Annotated in this window: 20 protein-coding genes and 1 tRNA gene; 13 read left to right on the top strand and 8 right to left on the bottom strand. The window is 68.3% G+C overall.

Going from position 1 to position 21280, the window contains the following annotated elements:
* Positions 1-22: 22 nt before the first annotated feature.
* The 6 genes from CRO12_RS01335 (at position 23) to CRO12_RS01310 (ending at position 5509) form a co-directional block, all read left to right on the top strand.
* A complete protein-coding gene (locus CRO12_RS01335) occupies positions 23-2497 on the top strand; it encodes a helicase-related protein (protein WP_097063270.1) in 2475 nt (824 codons plus the stop codon).
* 22 nt (positions 2498-2519) lie between these two features.
* Entirely contained in the window at positions 2520-2804 is a 285-nt protein-coding gene (locus tag CRO12_RS01330; RefSeq protein WP_097063271.1) for an RNA-binding S4 domain-containing protein, read from the top strand.
* Between the two features lie 62 nt (positions 2805-2866).
* The gene (gene fdxA, locus CRO12_RS01325; protein WP_097062228.1) at positions 2867-3208 is read left to right on the top strand and encodes a ferredoxin FdxA; all 342 of its coding nucleotides are present in this window, start codon (positions 2867-2869) and stop codon (positions 3206-3208) included.
* A gap of 195 nt (positions 3209-3403) precedes the next feature.
* On the top strand, positions 3404-3937 hold the full coding sequence (locus CRO12_RS01320) for a CarD family transcriptional regulator (RefSeq protein WP_097062227.1): 534 nt from the start codon (positions 3404-3406) through the stop codon (positions 3935-3937).
* 116 nt (positions 3938-4053) lie between these two features.
* Positions 4054-4788 carry a head GIN domain-containing protein gene (locus CRO12_RS01315; RefSeq protein WP_097062226.1) on the top strand — a complete coding sequence of 245 codons (735 nt, stop codon included), beginning with the start codon at positions 4054-4056 and terminating at the stop codon, positions 4786-4788.
* 31 nt (positions 4789-4819) lie between these two features.
* The gene (locus CRO12_RS01310; protein WP_097062225.1) at positions 4820-5509 is read left to right on the top strand and encodes a head GIN domain-containing protein; all 690 of its coding nucleotides are present in this window, start codon (positions 4820-4822) and stop codon (positions 5507-5509) included.
* 22 nt (positions 5510-5531) lie between these two features.
* On the opposite strand, the gene CRO12_RS01305 is transcribed toward CRO12_RS01310, so the two are convergent.
* Positions 5532-10139: an NAD-glutamate dehydrogenase gene (locus CRO12_RS01305; RefSeq protein WP_097062224.1), complete on the bottom strand. Its 4608-nt coding sequence runs from the start codon at positions 10137-10139 to the stop codon at positions 5532-5534.
* Positions 10140-10254: 115 nt separating this feature from the next.
* Between CRO12_RS01305 and CRO12_RS01300 the strand changes: the two genes are divergently transcribed.
* Entirely contained in the window at positions 10255-10893 is a 639-nt protein-coding gene (locus CRO12_RS01300) for a hypothetical protein (protein WP_097062223.1), read from the top strand.
* Between the two features lie 7 nt (positions 10894-10900).
* On the opposite strand, the gene CRO12_RS01295 is transcribed toward CRO12_RS01300, so the two are convergent.
* The 3 genes from CRO12_RS01295 to CRO12_RS01285 all read right to left on the bottom strand — a co-directional run bounded on the left by CRO12_RS01295 (position 10901) and on the right by CRO12_RS01285 (position 13595).
* Positions 10901-11524 carry a DUF4893 domain-containing protein gene (locus CRO12_RS01295; protein WP_245858106.1) on the bottom strand — a complete coding sequence of 208 codons (624 nt, stop codon included), beginning with the start codon at positions 11522-11524 and terminating at the stop codon, positions 10901-10903.
* Positions 11521-12306, bottom strand: coding sequence for a 3-hydroxybutyrate dehydrogenase (locus CRO12_RS01290; protein WP_097062222.1), 786 nt, complete (start codon positions 12304-12306; stop codon positions 11521-11523). The genes CRO12_RS01295 and CRO12_RS01290 overlap by 4 nt, the downstream gene beginning before the upstream one ends.
* Before the next feature lie 110 nt (positions 12307-12416).
* Entirely contained in the window at positions 12417-13595 is a 1179-nt protein-coding gene (locus CRO12_RS01285; protein WP_097063268.1) for a patatin-like phospholipase family protein, read from the bottom strand.
* 86 nt (positions 13596-13681) lie between these two features.
* Between CRO12_RS01285 and ypfJ the strand changes: the two genes are divergently transcribed.
* From ypfJ to CRO12_RS01270, 3 genes are all read left to right on the top strand, one after another.
* On the top strand, positions 13682-14575 hold the full coding sequence (ypfJ, locus tag CRO12_RS01280; RefSeq protein ID WP_097062221.1) for a KPN_02809 family neutral zinc metallopeptidase: 894 nt from the start codon (positions 13682-13684) through the stop codon (positions 14573-14575).
* 69 nt (positions 14576-14644) lie between these two features.
* Positions 14645-16435: an aminopeptidase P family protein gene (locus CRO12_RS01275; RefSeq protein WP_097062220.1), complete on the top strand. Its 1791-nt coding sequence runs from the start codon at positions 14645-14647 to the stop codon at positions 16433-16435.
* Positions 16436-16461: 26 nt separating this feature from the next.
* On the top strand, positions 16462-16851 hold the full coding sequence (locus tag CRO12_RS01270; protein WP_097062219.1) for a cupin domain-containing protein: 390 nt from the start codon (positions 16462-16464) through the stop codon (positions 16849-16851).
* Here the strand turns inward: CRO12_RS01270 and CRO12_RS17855 are convergent.
* Positions 16814-16957: a hypothetical protein gene (locus CRO12_RS17855; RefSeq protein ID WP_179640801.1), complete on the bottom strand. Its 144-nt coding sequence runs from the start codon at positions 16955-16957 to the stop codon at positions 16814-16816. The two genes, CRO12_RS01270 and CRO12_RS17855, sit on opposite strands and share 38 nt — an antisense overlap.
* Positions 16958-17038: 81 nt before the next feature.
* Between CRO12_RS17855 and CRO12_RS01265 the strand changes: the two genes are divergently transcribed.
* Positions 17039-17113, top strand: a tRNA-Thr gene (locus tag CRO12_RS01265).
* A 306-nt stretch (positions 17114-17419) separates the two neighbouring features.
* On the opposite strand, the gene CRO12_RS18590 is transcribed toward CRO12_RS01265, so the two are convergent.
* The gene (locus tag CRO12_RS18590; protein ID WP_483881770.1) at positions 17420-17551 is read right to left on the bottom strand and encodes a glycine zipper domain-containing protein; all 132 of its coding nucleotides are present in this window, start codon (positions 17549-17551) and stop codon (positions 17420-17422) included.
* 1518 nt (positions 17552-19069) lie between these two features.
* Complete coding sequence (locus tag CRO12_RS17850; protein WP_179640799.1) at positions 19070-19243, bottom strand: hypothetical protein; 174 nt, start codon at positions 19241-19243, stop codon at positions 19070-19072.
* A gap of 280 nt (positions 19244-19523) precedes the next feature.
* Between CRO12_RS17850 and CRO12_RS17565 the strand changes: the two genes are divergently transcribed.
* Positions 19524-19721, top strand: coding sequence for a hypothetical protein (locus tag CRO12_RS17565; protein WP_144033488.1), 198 nt, complete (start codon positions 19524-19526; stop codon positions 19719-19721).
* Positions 19722-19815: 94 nt separating this feature from the next.
* The gene (locus CRO12_RS18095) at positions 19816-20001 is read left to right on the top strand and encodes a hypothetical protein (protein ID WP_218838840.1); all 186 of its coding nucleotides are present in this window, start codon (positions 19816-19818) and stop codon (positions 19999-20001) included.
* Between the two features lie 469 nt (positions 20002-20470).
* On the opposite strand, the gene CRO12_RS01255 is transcribed toward CRO12_RS18095, so the two are convergent.
* Positions 20471-21085, bottom strand: coding sequence for a spermidine synthase (locus tag CRO12_RS01255; protein WP_245858103.1), 615 nt, complete (start codon positions 21083-21085; stop codon positions 20471-20473).
* Positions 21086-21280: the final 195 nt, after the last annotated feature.

Raw genomic sequence — 21280 nt, 5'->3', positions numbered from 1 at the left:
CGCGCGCGATCTTGGATCGGCGATGACCAGTTTCGCGCGTTCGGCCGTCACCGCGGTGCTGGGGCCAACCAACACCGGCAAGACCCATCTGGCGGTTGAGCGGATGTGCGGCTATTATTCCGGCACCATCGGCTTTCCGCTACGGCTGCTCGCGCGTGAGGTCTATGACCGCGTCGTGCGGCTGAAGGGCGAGGCGCAGGTCGCGCTGATCACCGGCGAGGAGCGGATCGTTCCGCCCAACGCCCGCTATTTCCTGTGCACGGCGGAGAGCATGCCGCTCGACCGCGAGGTCGGGTTCGTCGCCATCGACGAGGCGCAATTGGGGGCCGATCCGGAACGCGGGCACGTCTTCACCGACCGGCTGCTGCGCGCGCGCGGCCGCGACGAGACGATGATCCTCGGCTCCGCCGCGCTGAAGCCGCTGGTTCGTGCGCTAGTGCCGGAGGCGGAGGTGATCGAGCGGCCGCGCTTCTCCACGCTCAGCTACGCCGGCGCCAAAAAGCTGTCGCGCCTGCCCAAGCGCTCGGCGATCGTCGCCTTTTCCGCCGAGGAGGTCTACGCCGTCGCCGAGACGATCCGGCGCCTGCGCGGCGGCGCGGCGGTGGTGATGGGTGCGCTGTCGCCGCGCACGCGCAACGCGCAGGTCGCGATGTTCCAGGCGGGCGAGGTCGATTACCTCGTCGCAACCGACGCGATCGGCATGGGGCTCAATATGGACGTGGCGCACGTCGCCTTCGCCAGCCTGTCCAAGTTCGATGGGCGGCGCTCGCGTCGGCTCACGGTGGCGGAGATGGCGCAGATTGCGGGTCGCGCCGGCCGTCACCAGCGCGACGGCACCTTTGGCGCGCTGGTGGAGGAGGGGCCGGGCGCGTTCACGCCGGAGGAGGTCTACGCGATCGAGGAGCATCGCTTCCCGACGCTCGACTTCCTCTACTGGCGGAACGGCACGCCCGACCTCTCCAGCGTCCCCGCGCTGGTCGCCAGCCTTGAGGCGCGTCCGCAGGGCGTGGAACTGCGCGCCGCGCCCGAGGCGATCGACCTCAAGGTGCTGAAGCGCCTGTCCGACGAGCCGTGGGTGGCGGAGCGGACGCGGACGCCGGTCGGCGTCGCGCGGCTGTGGGCCGCCTGTGGGCTGCCCGACTTCCGCAAGCTCGGCGTGGAGCCGCACAGCCGCTTCGTCGCGCGCATCTTCGGGCACCTGAGCGAAGGCGACGGGCGCATCCCCTTCCGCTGGTTCGCGGAAGAAGTCGCGCGGCTCGATACGGTGGCGGGCGACGTGGAGACGATCGCCGGCCGGATCGCCGCGGCGCGGAGCTGGGCGTACATCGCGCACCGCGCCGACTGGCTGGCCGACCCGCTGGAGGCACAGGCGCGCGCGCAGGCGCTGGAGGAGAAGCTGTCGGACGCGCTCCACGAGCGGCTGACCCAGCGCTTCGTCGACAAGCGCACGACCGCGCTGCTCCGCACGATCGGGGCGGACGCGCGACACCTGCCGGTCGAGATCGACGCGGCGGGCGAGGTCACGGTCGAGAACCACCCGATCGGCCGCCTCGACGGGTTCCGCTTCACGGTCGCTCCCGATGCCCGCGCCGGCGACAAGCGCCTGCTGCTCGCCGCGGCTGAGCGGCGGCTGTCGGGCGAATATGCCGCGCGGGCGGCGGCACTGGTCGCGGCACCCGACGCGGCGTTCACGCTGGCGGACAGCGCCCTGCAGTGGGCGGGCGCGACCGTCGCGTGGCTCGCGCCCGGGCCGTCGCTGTCGCGGCCCCTGATCAAGCTCGACCGCGCGCTCGACTGCCTCGACAAGCCGGCGCGCGCCGCAGTCGAGGCGCGGCTCGGCCAGTGGATCGAGCGCGAGACGCGGCGGCTCACCCCCGTGCTCGCGCGGCTCGACCTGCTGGCGCGCGACGAGACCGCACCGGGCGCGCTGCGCGCGACTGCAGCGGCGCTGGGGGAGGCGGGCGGCATCGCCGATCGTGCGACCATCGCCGAGGTGGAGGCGCTCGATCCGATCGCCCGCCGTTTCCTGCGTGACCTGGGGATCACGGTCGGCACGCTCGACCTGTTCGATCCGCGGCTGACGAAGCCGGCCGCCGCCGCCTGGCGGGCCGCGCTCCTGGCCGTGCGCGGGCACGTCACCTCGCTGCCGGCGCCCGGCGCGACCGTGGTCACCGGGGGCGGCCCGCTTGCCGGGTTCCGCCGCATCGGCGCGCAGCAGGTCCGCGTCGACCTGGTCGAGCGGGTCGCGCGAGCCGCGCATGAGGCGCGCGCCGGTCGCAAGCCGTTCGCCCCCGATCCCGCGCTCGCGACGTCGATGGGGATCACTGCCGACAGCCTCGCCAAGCTGATGGCGCGGCTGGGTTTCGCGCCCGTTCGCGGCGACACGCCGCAGTGGACCTGGCGCGGACGGCCGAAACTGGTTTCGCCCAGGATCGAGAAGCCGGTGCGCCCGAACGCCTTTGCGGCGCTGGCGGAGCTCGGAATCGGGCGTGGCTGAGCCGGTGCCGGCCGGCGCCGCGATGCGGATCGACAAGTTTCTGTGGTACAGCCGCCTCGCCAAGACGCGCAGCTTCGCGCAGGAGGTCGCGGCCGCGCGCCACCTGCGGATCGACGGCCGGGTCATCGAGAAGGCGTCGGCGAGCGTGCGGGTCGGCGACACGCTGACCTTTCCGCTCCACGGCCGCGTCCGGGTCATTCGGGTGCTCGCGCTTCCCGTCCGCCGCGGCCCGGCACCGGAAGCGCGCTCCTGCTACGCCGATCTCGCCGAGCTTAAGAACGTGTCGCAGGAGGGCGCAGGCGATTGACGCGCGCGCGTCGCCTGCCCTAGCGGGGGCGCCGCGCCGCCGTGCGCACCCGAGGAGTGAGCATGACCTACGTCGTCACCGACGCCTGCATCCGCTGCAAGTACATGGACTGCGTCGAGGTCTGTCCGGTGGACTGCTTCTACGAGGGCGACAACATGCTGGTGATCAATCCCAGCGAGTGCATCGACTGCGGCGTGTGTGAGCCCGAGTGCCCGGCGGAGGCGATTCTGCCCGACACGGAGAACGGGCTGGAGAAGTGGCTGGAGCTGAACGCCACCTTCTCCGCGCAGTGGCCCAATGTCACCCGCAACGCCGGGCAGACGCCGCCGGACGCCGACGAGCACAAGGGCGAGGCGGACAAGTTCGACAAGTATTTCTCGCCGGAGCCCGGCAAGGGCGACTGATCCCGCCGCGGGGCAGCGTCGCCGCAGCGCAGCACTGGTAATTTTATTGCAACCGTGTTAAGACCTCTGCGACAGCGGCGGTAAAGCGTCGCTTTGTCCGGAGTATGTACGTCATCCGCCCCCGGTCCCCGCGCCCCTCCCCAGGCTGCGCGCGGTCGCCCATGGGGGCGAAGCACACGGAAAGGCTTGCCCCACATGGCTGCAAAGGCGCTGTCCTTCGTTGTCGGCGATTATGTCGTTTATCCCAAGCACGGTGTTGGCCGTGTCATCGAGCTGCAGAAGCAGGAGATCGCGGGCACCAGTCTGGAGCTCTACGTGCTCCGGTTCGAGAAGGAGCGCATGACGCTCCGCGTTCCGACCAACAAGGCCGAGAGCGTCGGCATGCGCAAGCTGTCGAGCGACAAGACACTGAAGGAAGCGCTAGAAACGCTGAAGGGCAAGCCGAAGGTCAAGCGCACCATGTGGTCCAGGCGTGCGCAGGAGTATGAGGCGAAGATCAACTCGGGCGACCTGGTGTCGATCGCCGAGGTGGTCCGCGACCTGTTCCGGCCCGAGGATCAGCCGGAGCAGAGCTATTCGGAGCGCCAGATCTTCGAGGCGGCCGCCTCGCGGCTCGCCCGCGAGCTCGCCGCGATGGAAGAGGTCGAGGAGCCGAAGGCGCTGGAGAAGATCATCGACATCCTGAAGAAGGCGGCCCCCGCCTTCGTGAAGGACAAGGTTCCGGCCTGAAGCCGACGGACGTTCGCCGATAAAAAGGAAGGGGCGGCCGGCGATGGTCGCCCCTTTTCGCATTGTCTGGTCTCCACGCGTGTGTTAGGTTGGCAACACACATCGGGAGAGATCGGATGCGAACGCTTTTGGTAATCGCCGCGGCACTGCCGCTGGTCGCATGCGGCGGCGTGTCGTTCGGCAACGACAAGGGCGAGCCTGCGCAGGCGAGCGGCAGCGGCGGCACCCGCACATTCGCGGTGAGCGACTTCACCAAGGTCGAGCTGGCCGGATCGGACGACGTCGACGTGCAGGTCGGCGGCGCCTTTCGCGTGACGGCGACCGGCCCCGCCGACGTCCTCGACAAGCTCGACATCCGCAAGGACGGCGACACCCTCTCCATCGGCCGCAAGCGGGAAGGTAACTTCCAGATGAGCAAGGGCCCGCACGCTACCATCACCGTGACGATGCCGGCGATCCGCGCGGCGAACCTCGCCGGCTCCGGTGACATGCGGGTCGATCGCGTGCCGAGCGGCGAGGACTTCTCGGCCTCGCTCGCGGGAAGCGGGGATCTCGCAATCGCGCAGCTGGACGCGCGCAACGTCGAGCTGAACATCGCAGGTTCGGGCACGATCGCGGCCGGCGGCCAGGTCGAGCGGCTGAGCACCAGCATTGCGGGCGCGGGGGATGTGCGCGGCGCCAATCTGCGGGCGAAGGTGGCCGACATCTCGATCGCGGGATCCGGCAATGTCGTCGCGCAGGTGAACGGCAACGCCACGGTGTCGATCATGGGTTCGGGCGACGTGTCGCTCGGCGCGGGTGCCAAGTGCACCACCAGCAAGATGGGATCGGGCACCGTCACCTGCGGTTGACCTGCCGGGCACGCGCGGGCAGCGTCCTGGCATGATCCGCGCGCTTCCGCTGCTCGCCCTGCTGCTTCCCACCGCCGGACCGGCGGAGGAGCGCCCGTACATGGTGACGGGCTTCGACCGCATCCGGGTGGAGGGACCGTTCGAGGTGCGGGTGACGACCGGCGCCCCGGTCGGTGCGTCCGCCAGCGGCGCCGAGCGGTCGCTCGACGGGCTGAGCGTGCGCGCGAGCGGGCGGACGCTGGTGGTGTCGCGCAGCTCGACCGGCTGGGGCGGCTACCCCGGCGAGCGCCCGGCGCTGCCGGTGGTCACCGTCCGCACCACGCTGCTGCGCTCGGCGACGGTGCTCGGCGGCGGGCGCGTCTCCATCGATCGGGTCGGGGGGCAGACCGTCGACCTGGCGGTGTCGGGCGCGGGTGAGCTGTCGGTCGGCACGGTCGCGGCCGACCGGCTGACCGCGGCGGTGATCGGATCGGGCGCCCTGACGCTCGGTGGAGCGGCGCAGGAGGCACGCTTCCAGTCGAACGGCCCGGCGCGCATCGATGCGGGTGCCCTCCGCGTCCGCGACCTCACCGTCTATGCCCAGGGCACCGGCGACGGGCGCTACGCAGCGGAGCGAAGCGCCAGTGTCAACGCAGTCGGGCAGGGCAGCGTCACAATCGCCGGGACCCCGGCCTGCAAGATTGCCGGCGACGCCCCGATCACGTGCGGAGCGCCGCGCTGACGACCAGCCGCTTCCGCGCGCCCTAGCGCCCGAGCAGCACCCGCGCCTGACCCGCGATCTGCGCCAGCATCGCGGCGTTCGGCGCGGGCGCGGCGCGCGCGCGGCGGACGAGATCGGCGAATTGAGCAACCCGCGGTGCGTTCGCCGCGAGCCAGCGGGTCACCGCCTGCTCCGGCCCGTCCGACCCGCAGCGCGCGAGGAAGTCGAGGCGGAGCTGCTGGAAATCGCGGGCGAGCCCGGCAATGAGCAGCCGCTCCCACGGATCGCCGCTGGTGATCCGGGCCGCGTGGGTCTGCGCCCAGTCGAGCCCGAGCGCCTGGCCGAGCCGGGTGAAGGCGTGGGTCAGCGCCGTCTCGTCGATGCCGAGCCGCTCACCGAGATCGGCAAGGCCGACCGCGCCGTCCATCTCGAACAGGCGCACGACCGGGCGGATCAATTCGGGTGGCGCCCCCGCCTCGGTCAGCCGCGCGGCGATCCGGTCCGATCCGGCGCGCGCCTCCTCTCGCAGCAGCTCGGTGGTGCGCGCGTCGAGTGCGTCGAACCCCGGCTTCAACCGCGCGAGTACCGCACCCGGCGCTTCCCCGCTTCGGGCGGCACGCAGCAGGTCGGCGACCTGCGCGCGCACACCCACCGCCACCTCGTCGAACAGCGCGATCCGAGCCGTCTCCCCGATCGGGGCCGCCTCGATCGCCGCCCACAGCGCCGGCAGGCCGAAAATCCGCTCCGCCACCACGAACATCGCCGCGATGTCGCCGAGCGAGGCGCCTTCCTCCTCCGCGAGTTCGAAGGGGTGGAGGACGCCGATCCGGTTGACGATGCGGTTGGCGAGCTTGGTTGCGACGATCTGTCCCCGCAGCCGGTGCCCGTCGATCGCCGCGCCGAAGCGCTCCTGCATGGCGCGCGGAAAGGCGGCGTGAAGGTCGTTGCGGAGCTCGGGCTCGTCACCGAGCCCGCGCGTCTCGACTGCGTCCTGCAGCGCGAGCTTCGCGGTTGCGAGGAGCACCGCGAGTTCGGGGCGGGCAAGGCCGCTGCCCTCCTGTGCGCGGCGCAGCAACTCGTCGTTGGGCGCCAGCCCCTCCACCTGGCGGTCGAGCCGGCCGGACGCCTCGAGCATCTCGATCACCCGGCAGTAGCTCGGCACCGCGATCGCGCCGTCGTTCTCCATGACGGACAGCGCGAGCGTCTGAAGCCGGTTATCCTCCAGCACGAGCCGGGCGACATCGTCGGTCATGGCGGCGAGCAGCGCGTTGCGGTCGTCGTAGCCGAGCCGGCCCTCCGCCATCTCGCGGTTGAGCGCGATCTTGATGTTGACCTCGTTGTCCGAGCAGTCGACACCGGCCGAATTGTCGATGAAGTCGGTGTTGATCCGCCCGCCGGCGCGCGCGAAGGCGATCCGCGCGGCCTGCGTCACGCCCAGGTTCGCGCCTTCGCCGATCGCGCGGGCGCGTAGCTCCTCCGCATCGACCCGGAGGCGGTCGTTTGCGGGATCGCCGACGGTTGCGTTGTTCTCGGCGCGCGCCTTCACATAGGTGCCGATTCCGCCGAACCAGATCAGGTCGACCGGGCTCTTGAGGATCGCGGTGATGAGCGCGCCGGGTTCGATGTCGCCCGGCGCGAGGCCGAGCACCGCCGCCGCTTCCGCCGACAGCGGAATCGTCTTTTCGGTGCGCGCATATACCCCGCCACCGCGGGAGATCAGCGCCGGATCATAGTCCGCCCAGCTGGAGCGCGGCAGCCTGAACATACGGTCGCGCTCGGCCCAGCTCGCCGCCGGATCGGGCGCGGGGTCGAGAAAGACGTGACGGTGGTCGAACGCCGCGACGAGCCTGATCGCCTTCGACAGCAGCATGCCGTTGCCGAACACGTCACCCGACATGTCACCGCAGCCGACGACGCTGATCGGCTGCGTCTGCACGTCGACGCCCTGTTCCGCGAAATGGCGCTGGACCGACACCCAGCCGCCGCGCGCGGTGATGCCCATGGCCTTGTGATCGTACCCCACGCTGCCGCCGCTCGCGAAAGCGTCGCCCAGCCAGAAGTCACGCTCCAGGCTGATCGCATTGGCGACGTCGCTGAAGGTCGCCGTGCCCTTGTCTGCGGCCACCACGAAATACGGGTCCTCGCCGTCGAGCACCGCTACGCGCTCCGGGTGGACGACCCGGTTCTCGACCAGATTGTCGGTGATCGACAGCAGCGTGCGGATGAAGATGCGGTAGGCCTCGGTTCCCTCCGCCAGCCACGCGTCGCGGTCGGCGGCGGGCGGCAGCTGCTTGGGATAGAAGCCGCCCTTGGCCCCCGTCGGCACGATCACGGCGTTCTTGACCCGCTGTGCCTTCATCAGCCCAAGGATTTCCGTGCGGAAATCGTCGCGCCGGTCGGACCAGCGCAGTCCGCCGCGCGCCACCGGTCCGGCACGCAGGTGGATGCCCTCCACCCGCGGCGAATAGACCCAGATCTCGCGCCACGGCAGCGGCTTGGGCAGTCCGGGCACGCGCGCGCTGTCGAGCTTGAAGGCGAGCGCCTCTTGCGCCGCGGGTGCGTAGAAGTTGGTGCGCAGCGTCGCGTGCACGACGCCCGACAGGGTGCGCAGGATGCGATCGTCGTCGATCGCGGAGACCTGGTCGAGCCCGGCCTCGATCGCGGCGTCCGCGCCGGCGATCCGCGCCGGCTCGCCGGCGCGGTCGGGATCGTGGGCAGCCGCGAAGCGCTCGACCAGGGCTGCGGCGACAGCGGGCGCACGGCGGATCGCGTCAACCACGGTCGCCAGGCCATAGGTCAGTCCGGTCTGGCGCAGATAGCGGAACCAGGCGCGGAACAGGGTCGCAGCGCGCGGGTCCATCCCCGCCTCGACGATCAGGCGGTTGAACGCGTCGTTCTCCGCGCGTCCTTCCAAAACGGCGGTGACCGCCGCCTCGACGGTTGCCACGTCGCCCTCGAAGCCGCCCGGGACGGAGACGAGGAAGTCGTGCACCACCGCGCGCTCGTCGCCCAGCAGCGCGGTCGGCACTTCCTCGATCACGCGGAACCCGAAGTTCTCGAACACGGGCACCGCGTCCGACAGCGGCAGCGCGCCGCCCAAGCGGTAGAGCTTGATCCGGAGCTCCCCGGCACTGCCGGCAACCGGCGTGATGCGGATGGAGCGGCCCTGCGGCCCTTCCAGCGCGCTTAGCCGCAGCACGTCGCGCGCCGCCTCCTCGGGCGTCGAGTGGAGGCGGTAGCCGTTGGGGAAGGTACCGGCGTAGCGGATCGCCAACCGGGCGGCGCGCGTGTCGGAGACCTCACCGGCGAGCGCCGCCTCGATCGCGGGCTCCCAGCCGCGCAGCATGCGCTCTAGCTCGGCATCGAGCGCGGCGATGTCGGGCACCCGGTCCTTGCCCCGGACGTCCAGCGTGTAGCGGATGAGGGCGACGCCGCCTTCCTCCAGTGCGATCGACCAGTTGAGGATCGCGGCGTCGGCCGCCTTCGCCAGCATGTCGCCGATCGCGAGCCGGCGCGCGGTGGTCACGTCGTCGCGCGGCAGCCAGACAAAGGCAAAGATGTGCCGCCCGAGTGACGATCGCACCAGCGCGAGCTTGGGTCGCGGCCGGTCGGCGAGCGACATGGCGGTGAGCGCGAGTTCCTCAAGCTCGGCAGCCTGGAACGCGGTGGTAAGGTCGTGGGGCAGGGCGGTGAGCGCATGGGTCAGCGCCTTGCCCGTGTGCCCCTTGGGATCGAAGCCGAACTTCGCTTCCATCCGCGCCAGCCGCTCACGCAGCACCGGGACGTCGCGCGGCGCCGCATGGAGCGCGGAGGAGGTCCACAGGCCGGCGTGGAGCGACAGGCCAGTCACCTCCTCACCGATGCGGATCGGCACCAGCACCAGGTCGAGCGGCACGCGGCGGTGAACGGTCGCGATGCAATTGGACTTGAGCAGCAGCGGCGCGTCACCGCCGCGGCGGAAGAAGTCGAGAGCCAATTTTCTGGACTGGTCTGCGAGCAGCGGGACGTCGAACTGGTGCCGGGCAATGCCGAGCGCGTTCTCCTCGCGGCCGTCCGCGTGCCAGGTGACGTGGCCGAGCAGCGTCATGCCGCGATCGTTGAACCATTGCAGCAGCGCCGCGCCCTCGTTCGCGCCGAGCGTGATCAGCCGCGACACGTCCGCGCGCACCGCCGCCTGGAGGGCGGGCCAGTCGGCAACCGCGCTCCTGACATGCGCCAGGTTGCGTTCGAGCTCGGCGACGATGGCGTTGCGGACCTTCGCATCGGCGCGGCGCATCTCCAGATACACCATCGATTCAAGCTGCCCGCCCCCGATTGCCTGGAGCGTGCCATCCGCGTCGCGGGTGACCGGCACCACCGGGTGGATCACCCGGTCGATCGGCACGTCATGCGCCGCGATCGTTGCCGCGATCGAATCGACCAGGAACGGCATGTCGTCGTTGATGACCGCGAGCCGCAGGCGGCGTTCGCCCTCCAACGCCTCCAGCCGGACGGCGGGAGTGCCGGGCAAGCGCGACAGCGCGGCCTCGGCGACGAAGCGGGCGGCGGCGGCGCGCTGCTCCGTGCTCAACCCCTCGATCTCTCCCGGCAGGGCGCCTTCGATCAGCCGGGCGTCGAGCGCCTCCGACAACGTCTTGGTCTCTTGTGCCATGGCCGCGCCTATGCGCCCGCTCCACGGTCGGCTCAAGGCTCAGCGGGGCTGCAAATCCGCTAAGTTCGCCACTATAAGCGGGTGGTAGCGCTCACCGCACGGGAGAAGGCCGGACATGATCGCATGGCACAGGCTTGCACGGCTGATCGCGCTCGCGGCGGCGCTCCTCGCGGTCTCGCCGGCGCGGGCAGAGGTGGTGCTCGGCTTCTGGTCGCGCGATTTCGGCAGCTACTTCCCGCACGCTTTCATCACGGTGAAAGGAACGGTCGATTCGACCGGGGAGGTCGTTGACACGTCCTGGGGCTTCACGCTCAATTCGCTCAGCCCGAAGGCGCTGTTCGGATCGGTGAAGGCCCATATGGACGTGACCGCCAAGACCTACATGCGCGCGAGCGACGTGCATTTCACCGTGCGGCTGAGCGATGCGCAGTACCTCGCAATCAAGCGCCAGGCGGCCGAGTGGGGCGCACCGGGTTCGCGCTGGAACCTGAACAAGCGCAACTGCGTCCACTTCGTGGCGGAGGCCGCCAGGCGCGCCGGGCTGACCGTGGTCGAGGACCGCAAGCTGATGAAGAAGCCCAAGAGCTTCACCCGATCGCTGGTCCCGCTCAACCCCGGTCGGGTGACCCTCGTCGAGTTGAAGGGCGCCGAGTGGTTCGCGCGCGAGCCGGGGGCCGAAGTGTTCGGCGTGCCCGAGAAGGTCAATGGCTCCGTGCTGCAGAGCGAGGTGCCGGGCGGGGTCAGGCGCGACTGAGGCGCCTTCAGGCCGGCACCAGCTCCATCACGTCCAACACCGACTCGAATGCGGGATAGGGCAGCACCACGCGCCAGCGCCGCTCGGCCACCCGCTCGACGAACCCGGCCATGTCGCGCTGCGCGTCAGCGCCGTAGGCGGGTCCGGCCTGCTCGTCGCCGAGCGCGAGGGCGCCGAGGAACACGCCGCGCGTATCGGTCGACGCGTAGATTCGGCCGATCGCCCGTTGCCCACCATCCAGGGTTGTGAGCGAACCGTCCGCGTCGATCCGGCACGTGGCCGCGGGCAGGCTCCGGAACCCAGGCCGGTCCGCTGCGACGGCGCCGAGCTTCACGACCCGGCAGCGGTACGTACCGGCGGGCGGAACCGGTTCAGTCAGAGCGAGATCGGGTTCGGCGAGCGGCCCCAGCGCGGCGATCCCGGCCGCATCGGTGCCGCGCGCGGCCGGCAGCGCTGTTGTCCATGCGTCGCGCCAGCGGCTCAGCCGATCGCGGTCCTCCGGTGTGGCGACGGCGCGCCACGGCGCAGCGCCGGTGCAGGCCGGCGCGTCGGCGCACCCGGCCGCGGGACGCTCGCCGCCGCTGCACGCCGCCAGCAGGATCGCGAGCGGGAAAGTCAGGCGCGCGCTCACCCGGCGGTCCAGCCGCCGTCGACCGACAGGTTCGCGCCGGTGATCTGCGCCGCCGCGTCGCCGCACAGGAACAGCGCGATCGCGGCGACCTGTTCGGCGGTCACGAACTCCTTGGTCGGCTGTCCGGCCAGCAGCACGTCGTTGATCACCTGCTCGCGCGTCATCCCGCGCGCCTTCATCGTGTCGGGGATCTGGTTCTCGACCAGCGGAGTCCAGACATAGCCGGGCGAAATGCAGTTGGCGGTGATCCCGAAGGTCGCCGCCTCAAGCGCAACCGTCTTGGTGAAGCCGGCGAGCCCGTGCTTGGCGGTCACGTACGCCGACTTGAATGGGGAGGCGACCAGGCTGTGCGCCGACGCGGTCTGGATGATCCGGCCCCACCTACGCTCCTTCATGTGCGGGAGCGCGAGGCGGGTGGTGTGAAAGGCGGCGGTGAGGTTGAGCGCGATGATCAGGTCCCACTTGTCGAGCGGAAACGCCTCGACCGGCGCGACGTGCTGCACCCCTGCGTTGTTGATCAGGATATCGACGCCGCCGAACGCGTCGGCGGCCTCCGCCATCATGGCCTCGATCTGATCGACCTTTGTCAGGTCGTGCCCGCTATAGCGTGCGCCGGCCCCGCTCGCCTGCTCGAGCCCCGCGCGCTCCGCCTCGATCGCGGCCGCATCGCCGAAGCCGTTGATGACGACGTTCGCGCCCTCCGCCGCCAGCGCCTTTGCATAGGCGAGGCCGATCCCGGATGTGGATCCGGTGACGAGTGCGGTCTTTCCGGTGAGGAACATGAGGAATCTCCATGCGTCATCATCGTTCGCCCTGAGTGGCTGCTGAGCCTGGCGAAGCGACGTACCGAAGGGCCTGTGGTTCGATACGCACCTTCGGCTCCGCTAAGTCGCTACTCACCACGAACGGTGGAGTGAATGGCGTCAGTCTTCGTCAGATCGAACTGCGCGGTCTTTCCGTCGAGAATGTTGCTGGCCACCACGCGCGAGCGGGCGACGGTGCTCCCGACCGCGGCCACGCCCGCCGTCCAATGCTCGCGCATGGTGCGGGCGGAGAACTCATAGTCGCGCGACCCGCCCTCCCAGGCGTTCGCGCGGTAGATCAGGTGAACGACGTTGACCGCGGGCTCGTTCGCGGCGCGCGCCAGCGCCACCACCTCCGGATCGTCGCGCAGTTCCGCCGGCAGCCGGGCGAGCAGGGCGCGGATGCGCTCGCGTTCCTGGCGCAGCTTCAGCCGCTCGCTCGACACCTGGCGCGTGCGACTGGAAAAGCGGATCTCCTTCTCGCGCGCGACCACGTCCATGATCGTCCGCGGTCGCTCGGCGGCGGCGGAGAACAGGTCGACCTGGAACACCAGCGTGTCGCAGCGCTGGTGATCGAGGATGTGGGTCAGCGGCGTGTTGGAGACAAGGCCTCCATCCCAGTACCAGCGACCGTCGATCTCGACCGGCGGCAGGCCCGGCGGCAGCGCGCCCGATGCCATGATGTGGCGCGCGTCGATCCGGTCGCTCGTCGTGTCGAAGTAGCGGAAGTTGCCGCTCTCCACGTCCACCGCGCCGACCGACAGGCGCACCGGGCCGGTGTTCAGCAGCTCCCAGTCGACCAGCTTGTCGAGGGTCGCGGCGAGCGGCGTCGAATCGTAGAAGCTTAGCGCCTGCGGAGTGCCGGGCACGGCGAGTGCGGGTGGAATGCCGCGCGGCGTGAAGAAGCCGGGCACCCCCGTCATCATAACCGCTGCCGCCGACCACTCGTGAACCCACTCGCGCACGCGGTCGTCGGGGACGATCGGGAAGCTCGGCAGGGCGGCGGTCAGCGTGTTCCAGAACGCGCGCAGCCGCTCCACCCGGCGGTCGGGCGGGTTGCCCGCGACGATCGCCGCATTGGCGGCACCGATCGAGATGCCGGCCACCCAGTCGATCTCGATCCCGGCGCCGGCCAGCGCCTCGATCACCCCGGCCTGGTAGCTGCCGAGCGCGCCGCCGCCCTGGAGCACCAGCGCGACGCAGTCCGGCAGCGGCAGCGCGGCGCCCGCGGCGGTGCGGCTGGGGCGGCGTGGGTCGGCATCGGCCATGGCCGGCGTCATGCGCCGCGTCGCGCCCGAGTGCAACCGACAAGGGGGCTGCGCATTGTGACCGTGACGCCAGCGAAAGGATGCCCATGCGGCTCGACGATCTCGATCCCAGCAGCAATGTCCGCGATCTCGGCTCGGGCGGCGGTGGCGGTGGTGGTATCCCGATCCTGGGTCTGCTGCTCCCCTTCCTGTTCCGCGGCCGCATGGGCTGCGGGTCGATGGTGCTGCTGGTGATCGCGGGGGTCGTGTTCCTGATGATGGGCGGACTGGGCTCGCTGACCGGCGGCGGCGGCGTCGGCCCGGCGCAGCGCAGCGACACCGGCGGCCAGTCGGGTGCCGCGGTCTGCAACACTGCCGAGCGGCTGTTCTCGTGCCGGGTGCTCGCCTCCACCGAGCAGGTATGGAGCAGCCTCTTCCAGCAGCAGGCCCAGCGCTACACCGCACCGACCCTCAACTTCTACGGCGGGAACGTCCGTTCGGGCTGCGGCTCGGCATCGTCGGCGGCCGGGCCGTTCTACTGCCCGCCGGATCAGGGCGTCTACCTCGACACCAGCTTCTTTGACGAACTCCAGAGCCGCTTCGGTGCCAAGGGTGACTTTGCTGAAGCCTATGTCATCGCGCACGAGGTCGGCCACCACATTCAGAACCTGACCGGCGCGGCGCAGCAGGTCAGCCAGATTCAGCAGAGCGGCAGCCGCGCGGAGGGGAATGCCGCCTCCGTCCGGCTGGAGCTGCAGGCGGACTGCTACGCGGGGGTCTGGGCGCGCCGTTCCGGCCGGCTCGAACCCGGCGACATTCAGGAGGGCATGACCGCGGCGAACGCGATCGGCGACGACACGCTCCAGCGTCAGCAGGGCGGGGCGGTGGTGCCCGACAGCTTCACCCACGGCTCCTCGGCCGATCGCCAGCGCTGGCTGCAGCGCGGGCTGGAGACGGGCGATCCGGCGGCCTGCGACACCTTCGGCACGGCGACGCGGTAACGGCAACGGGTTGGCGAGGTCCCCGCGCTTCTGGCAGAAGCGCGGGCGAAACCTGACCAGGAAGCCTTCATGTCGCCTCACCACGATCGCCTCCGGGCGCTCCGCCAGCACCTCGCCGATTCCCGGCTCGACGGCTTCGTCGTCCCGCTGACCGACGAGCACATGAGCGAGTATGTCGGCAGCTACGCACGCCGGCTGGAATGGCTGACAGGGTTCCAGGGATCGGCCGGCACGGCGGTGGTGCTCACCGACTCGGCGGCCATATTCACCGACGGACGCTACACGCTCCAGGTCCGCGAGCAGGTCGACGCTGCCGACTGGGCGTACGTCGAGGTGCCGGCGACATCAGTCGCGGCGTGGCTGGGCGAGCACGCGCCGGCCGGGGCGCGGATCGGTTATGATCCGTGGCTCCACACGTGCGGCTGGGTCTCGGACGCGCGCGCTGCGCTGGCGGCGCGCGGGGGCGATCTGGTCGCGGTCGATACGAACCCGATCGATGCGGTCTGGGCCGATCGCCCGCAGCCGTCGGCCGCCGTGCTGCGCGTCCAGGACGATGCGCTCGCCGGCCAATCCGCCGCTGCCAAGCGCGGCGAGGTCGCCGACTGGCTGATGGCGAAGGGTGCCGACGCGGCGGTGCTCGCCGCACTCGATTCGATCGCTTGGACCTTCAACGTCCGCGGCGACGACGTGTCGCACACGCCGGTCGCGCTCGCCTATGCGCTGGTCCACGCCGACGGCACCGCCGATCTGTTCGTCGCGCCCGAGAAGATGAGCGAAGCGGTCGCGCAGCACCTGGGCAACGCCGTCCGGGTCCACGACCGCGCCGCCTTTGCATCGGCACTTGGCGGACTCGCCGGCAAGCGCGTCGCGGTCGATCCTGAGCGCGCGGTCGCGGCGATCTTCGAACAACTGGAGGCCGGCGGCGCGACCATTCTCGCTGAGCGGGACCCGACGGTGCTGCCGCGCGCGCAGAAGAACCCGGCCGAGGTCGCCGGCCATCGCGCGGCGCAGCGCCGCGACGGTGCGGTGATGGTCCGCTTCCTGCGCTGGATCGAGGCGGAGGCTCCCAAGGGCGAGCTGACCGAGATCGCCGCCTCCGACTACCTTCAGCACCTCCGTGAGGCGGCGGGGGCCGTCGACCTGTCGTTCGACAGCATTTCCGCGACCGGCGCGCATGGCGCGAGCCCGCACTACAAGGCGGACGCGCAGTCCAATGCGCGGATCGAGCCTGGCCAGCTCTACCTGATCGACTCGGGCGGACAGTGGGCGGACGGCACCACCGACATCACGCGCGTGATCCCGGTCGGCGAGCCGACGGCGGAGATGCGCGACCGCTTCACCCGCGTGCTGAAGGGGCACATCGCGCTCGCCACCGCCGTGTTCCCGCAAGGCACCGTCGGCGCGCAGCTCGACACGCTCGCCCGCGCGCCGCTGTGGGCCGCCGGCCTCGACTTCGCGCACGGCACCGGCCACGGCGTCGGCGCCTATCTGTCGGTGCATGAGGGGCCGCAGCGGATCGCCAAGCCCAACTATCCCGGCGGCGGGCCGATGGAGCCGCTGCGCGCGGGCATGATCCTGTCCAACGAGCCGGGCTACTACAAGGCGGGCGAGTACGGCATCCGTATCGAGAACCTGCTGCTGGTCGTGGCCGCCGAGGTCCACGGCGCGGAGCAGCCGATGCTCGCCTTCGAGACACTGACCTTTGCGCCGATCGAGCGAAGCCTGATCGAGCCCGCGCTGCTGAGTGTGGAGGAGCGGCACTGGCTGAACGCGTACCACGCCCAAGTGCTCGACCTGCTCGGCCCCGGTCTCACGGGCGACGAGCGCGCGTGGCTGCTCGGCAAGTGCGGGCCGATCTGACACCCGTCACAAGTGGAGCATGCTTGATGCCCGATCTCTACGACCAGCCGATCCATCTCGGACCCGGCGGCACTGCGCTTCCGCAGCCCGCCTTCTCCGGGCCCGAGTGGTATGAGGACTACGGCGCGCGCCACGGCGACGACGGCGCGGACGGGCGGCTCGTCAGCCTCTACCGCTTCGACGAGAGCTGGACGAGCTGGGAGATGCACCCGGCCGGCGACGAAGTCGTGGTCTGCCTCGCCGGCACCATGACCCTTCATCAGGAGCACGCCGATGGCCGGGTCGAGCAGGTCGTGCTCGGTCCGGGAAACTACGCGATCAATCCACCCGGCACTTGGCACACCGCCGACGTCGCCGAGCCGGTAACGGCGCTGTTCATCACGGTTGGCGAGGGGACGAGCCATCGTCCTCGCTGACCGGCGGATCGGCCGCCGCGACGCCGCGCGCCTGCGCCTTGCGCTTGCGCAGGTTCTCGCGCAGCGCCTGCGCCAGGCGCACCTGCCGTTCGTCGTCGCTTCCCATCGCGCCTGCGATAAACTGGTGGCTGTTGCCTTGACAATGGCCGGCCGATCCGCTCTTGAGCCGCCTCCCGCACGGGCGAGTGCTGCCGTAGCTCAGTGGTAGAGCGCATCCTTGGTAAGGCTGAGGTCGTGAGTTCAATCCTCACCGGCAGCACCATTTTTCAATGGTTTACGGGCCGCTGGCGGTAGTTGCGCCAGCCCTGGCAATCACCTGGCAAGCACTGTCGGACGATTTTCTTCTTCACTTAGTGAGGCGGACAGGTCCAGTGGCACGCCGAAGCGATGCCGCCGTCAATATGTGGGTGGAGAGCGGTCTGTCCGCTCTTCGTCGGCGGCGGCCGTAAGCGGCCGATCGTTCAACCGGCGGGGATATCGCGTGAGTGGCCGGCTGTGGGTGGAAAGCGGACGTGGAATGGAGTCTTGATCCGAGTCAGCGATGAGCCGCCCATATCTGAAGTGCGTCTTAGCCCTTTTTACGCCAGCTAAATGCCACTGCGAGCGCAATCCCGAGTGCCAACCCGAGAGGTAGGTTCCTGGTCGCTATGCCAACGGCGGTACCAATGGCCACGCCAATCGTGATGCCCTTGCCTGTCATTGATTACTGGTCCTTGTATCGCGTCCAAAGGCTCAAGGCTCTAAAAGCCTGCTCTCTCTGCGGCGTCGATCACGAACGCTCTCACGCTCTGTTCTCACAGCATGGGAGTTGTGCCGGATGTAAAGCGCCAGTCCCGTAATCGCCGCAACCAGGATCAAGATGAGGCCGTAAGCGACCGCTACACGAGGTTCGATCAAAATTACCTTTGGTGACGCTAGATCGTCAGTCCGATCAACCGTTTGTCGGCCCGGAAGGTCCACCCGCAAGCGGACCATTTCGGGTCGCCTCCGCCGCCTACCCGCCAGCGAGCATGCGAACGGAACCCCAGCCAATAATCAACACAATGAGAACGCCTACTACCCAAGCGAAAAGGCGCGACTTCGGGACAGCTCAGCCGTAATCGGCAGACTTCGACATGATAATCTCCTGGGGCGACCGCGGTAAAATTCCCACAGATCCGCCGCACAACAGCTCGCTTACCCGCAAAGTTCATAGTTATGTTTCAGGATCAGCCCTATTCTATATCTTTTATCCTGCGGAACGATTGCCGCTGCGAGCACTTAAGTCGGGGCGATGTGGTGGCACTCGGTAGCCCCCGAAGGCGTCATCGCAGCGAAGTCCCTGCCGGCTTCTCAAAGGCAGTCGGTGAGGGCGTCGAGGTCCGATCACGCTAAGCTCGATGCTGTTGCGCTGCCCCGTCCTCTTGGCGCGAGGGTCGACTTCAGGAAACCGCATGAACCTGCTGCAGCTATTCAGATGTCTAGCCGGCGAGCACAAGGCCAACGAGCGGAGGGTGCGGCTTACCTACAACGGTTGGCGTGCTCGTTGCCGTGGCTGTGGGCGCAAGATGGTGAGGTTCAACGATGGCTGGATGCTGCACCGGTGAGGATGATATTGCAGCTGCGGCACCGTAATTTGGTCCGTTCCATTGGATGCATATTTCACTCACTTCGGCGGCTGCCAAGAACGATGCTCCTACCGGGGCTAGCTGGTCCAATTACTTGAGCCCTTCGGCGCCGAGTTGGTGCCAGGTCCACGTCCTGCAACTTGGTGACAGAGCGCAGCCAATCGCCAGCAGAAACGCCAGCACAAGCGGCGTACCCCAAACGAGAGCGGCGAACCCAATCAGCCAGATCATCGGCACATTACCTCGTCAGAGCTGACCGGTAGCAGGGTGGACGAGGTCGCTACCGCTTCGAAACTGTCGTGTGGCCAACGTCGCTCGAGGTGAAACCAAGCTCATGCTGGCGCACTCAATCGTTCAACGATTAGCAACCCACCGGGTTCTTCGAACCTCGCCATCTAGCAGCTTTGGCTTGAACATCGCACGAACGCGGTCTGCGTCTGCTAGGTTCGTCATGACGACGCGCGTACCGCCCGAGAGCAGCGCCTCGATAGCGCTAATGATCATGCCATCCTTTTCACAGGCCGAGCGGATCTCAGCGACACTAACGCCCACATTTACCGCACGAGTGGTCGCAACTTCGTCGCGGAGTGCGGATGTGGATTGACGCCAGCTCATGCCGCAGCGACCAGCGACGAACGAACGCCGAGTGAGGCCTGAAATGCACGAATACAGTTGGCGTAATTGGCGGCTAATTCCTGATGTGCAAGACGAGCTTTCGGGGTCGTCGCCGAAGCGGCGTGGTGCATCGCAACCTGATGCTGTCCCAAGATATAATTCAGGTCCATGCGCAGGACTCCCGATAGTAGCGGGAGCACGATGGTCTCTCAGTCGCTGACCACTACGGCCGGATGTCTGCGATATGCCCTTATACCATTCTATTTCGAACAATGATACGGTAATCGGTCTTCAGGGGCCCTGGCGATTATAGCGTCAAGGGTAAATTTAATTGGTCTGCGCTCCTTACCTTCAGAAATGCGTTAGCCATATACTTTTGTACCTTCGGCCCTCCTTTCGCTTCGATGGCTGAGAGACCATCGCGCTCCCGCTAACGGCAAAGGATTTGGCATGAAGGATCATGATGGCATCAACGATCGCGCAAGCTCGTGCAATTTTCACGACGCAACTGGCGTTTCCGACCTTTTAGCCCTTCACGGCATCTGGCGAACAACGGTGGATGTATTCCATTACGGCGCATATCGTTACAACAGTGCCGTTGATGCGCTAGCCAAAGCACTACGCCACCCGGTCGCCGGTCATGTTTGAGGGTCGGCTCACAACAAGGCGAGGCTCTGTCACGTTCCGACAACCGTTCCTACTGCGAGGCTCCGAGAGGCCGCATCCAGCAGGTACTTTCGACGTGGACAGCGACAGCGAGGCGATCACCGGCGCGAGCTGCGTCGCTCACCGACATGTCGCCACCTTCATCTACCTGAGAGATGGCGGCAGCACCCGGATGGTTTCCGTAGATCCAGGCGACCTACACACTGCGCTCGAACATGACCGTCAGACCAGCGACAGCGTCATGGCTTCAAGAAGCGAATGATCGTTCCCGTAGGCTCCTTCCTGCCTACTACAGAAATCCGCCCGTCTGTGAACGTAGTTGAGCGTACTCCAAAGCTAGCGAAAAGTGGGCTTTGTCGTGCGGGAATGACGTGCGGCAAACTCTGATCAGGAAGGGCATGCCAACGGTGGCGTCGAAGTCATGGGAGCTAGCAGCAACGCTCAGCTCGTTGCGCTTATTCGTGCGCTCGCGATCACCGCAGTGGATAGGCAGTGTGCATGTCTGTGATCGTGGGACTACGCACGTTCGCCGAGCCGCCGCGAACGGCGGTGATGAGTGGAAGGCGCTCTGTCTGCTTTTCCGCGCAGCTAGCAGCAAGGCAGGCCGTCATTCAGGGTTAAAGATTGACGGTCCGCTTCGCTGATTGACCGGCAACCGATCGTTCGCTGCGGCCGGGCAGGTGGACTAAGCAGACGCTTTCTGCCCATGCTGCGCGGCACTTGGAAGGTGGCTAAGCTGCCTTTGCTGCCAACCACAGAATGTGCGGCGGACTTTCGATCTGCTCGCCCCCGTCGACGCTGACCTGCTCCACCACGAAGCCAGCGGTGCGCAGCCGCACGGTAAAATCATCATCGGCGTACGCAGACCAGACAGCCAAGACGCCGCCCGGCTTCAAGGCCGCATGAGCTGCCCGCAACCCCCAGGGGCAGTACAGCCGCTCGTTGGCACAGCTGATCAGGCCATCAGGTCCGTTGTCGACATCCAGGAGGATCGCGTCAAAGCGACTCTCTCGCTCTATGATCACGTCATGAACGTCGCCGACGGTGATCGTAACCCGCGGATCAGACAGAGAGCCGTCGAACAAGTGAGCAAGTGGACCTTGAGCCCACTCAACAACGGTTGGCACCAATTCAGCCACCTCAATTTGCGCAGCAACCGGGAAAGCCACGCGCGCGGCTGCAAGGGTGAACCCCATGCCCAGCCCGCCAATGAGGATGCGATCGGCGCAAGCACCCACCCGCTTGGCGACCAGCGTTGCCAACTCCTGCTCGGATCGGAATGCCCAGCTTCCCATCAGCTGCTCTTCGCCGAACATGATCTCGAAGTGTTGATTCCACTGCCGCAAGTGGAGCTGTCCGCCACCAGGGATCGTGGCGGAATCGACGTATGTGCCCCACGTTTCAATTGACCGGTCTGAGGACGCGCTCGCGCCTGATGCCGACCGGGTCAGAATCTCACCTCTGGCAAATCAGCCGCAAACCAGGCCTGTCCAGAACAGGCCAGCGTACGTTCCCCGAGTACAATCAACGGGCTGCTCGAC

Source organism: Sphingomonas guangdongensis, from assembly GCF_900199185.1.
Lineage (GTDB): Bacteria > Pseudomonadota > Alphaproteobacteria > Sphingomonadales > Sphingomonadaceae > Sphingomonas > Sphingomonas guangdongensis.
This window is presented reverse-complemented; position numbering and strand designations above follow the sequence as displayed.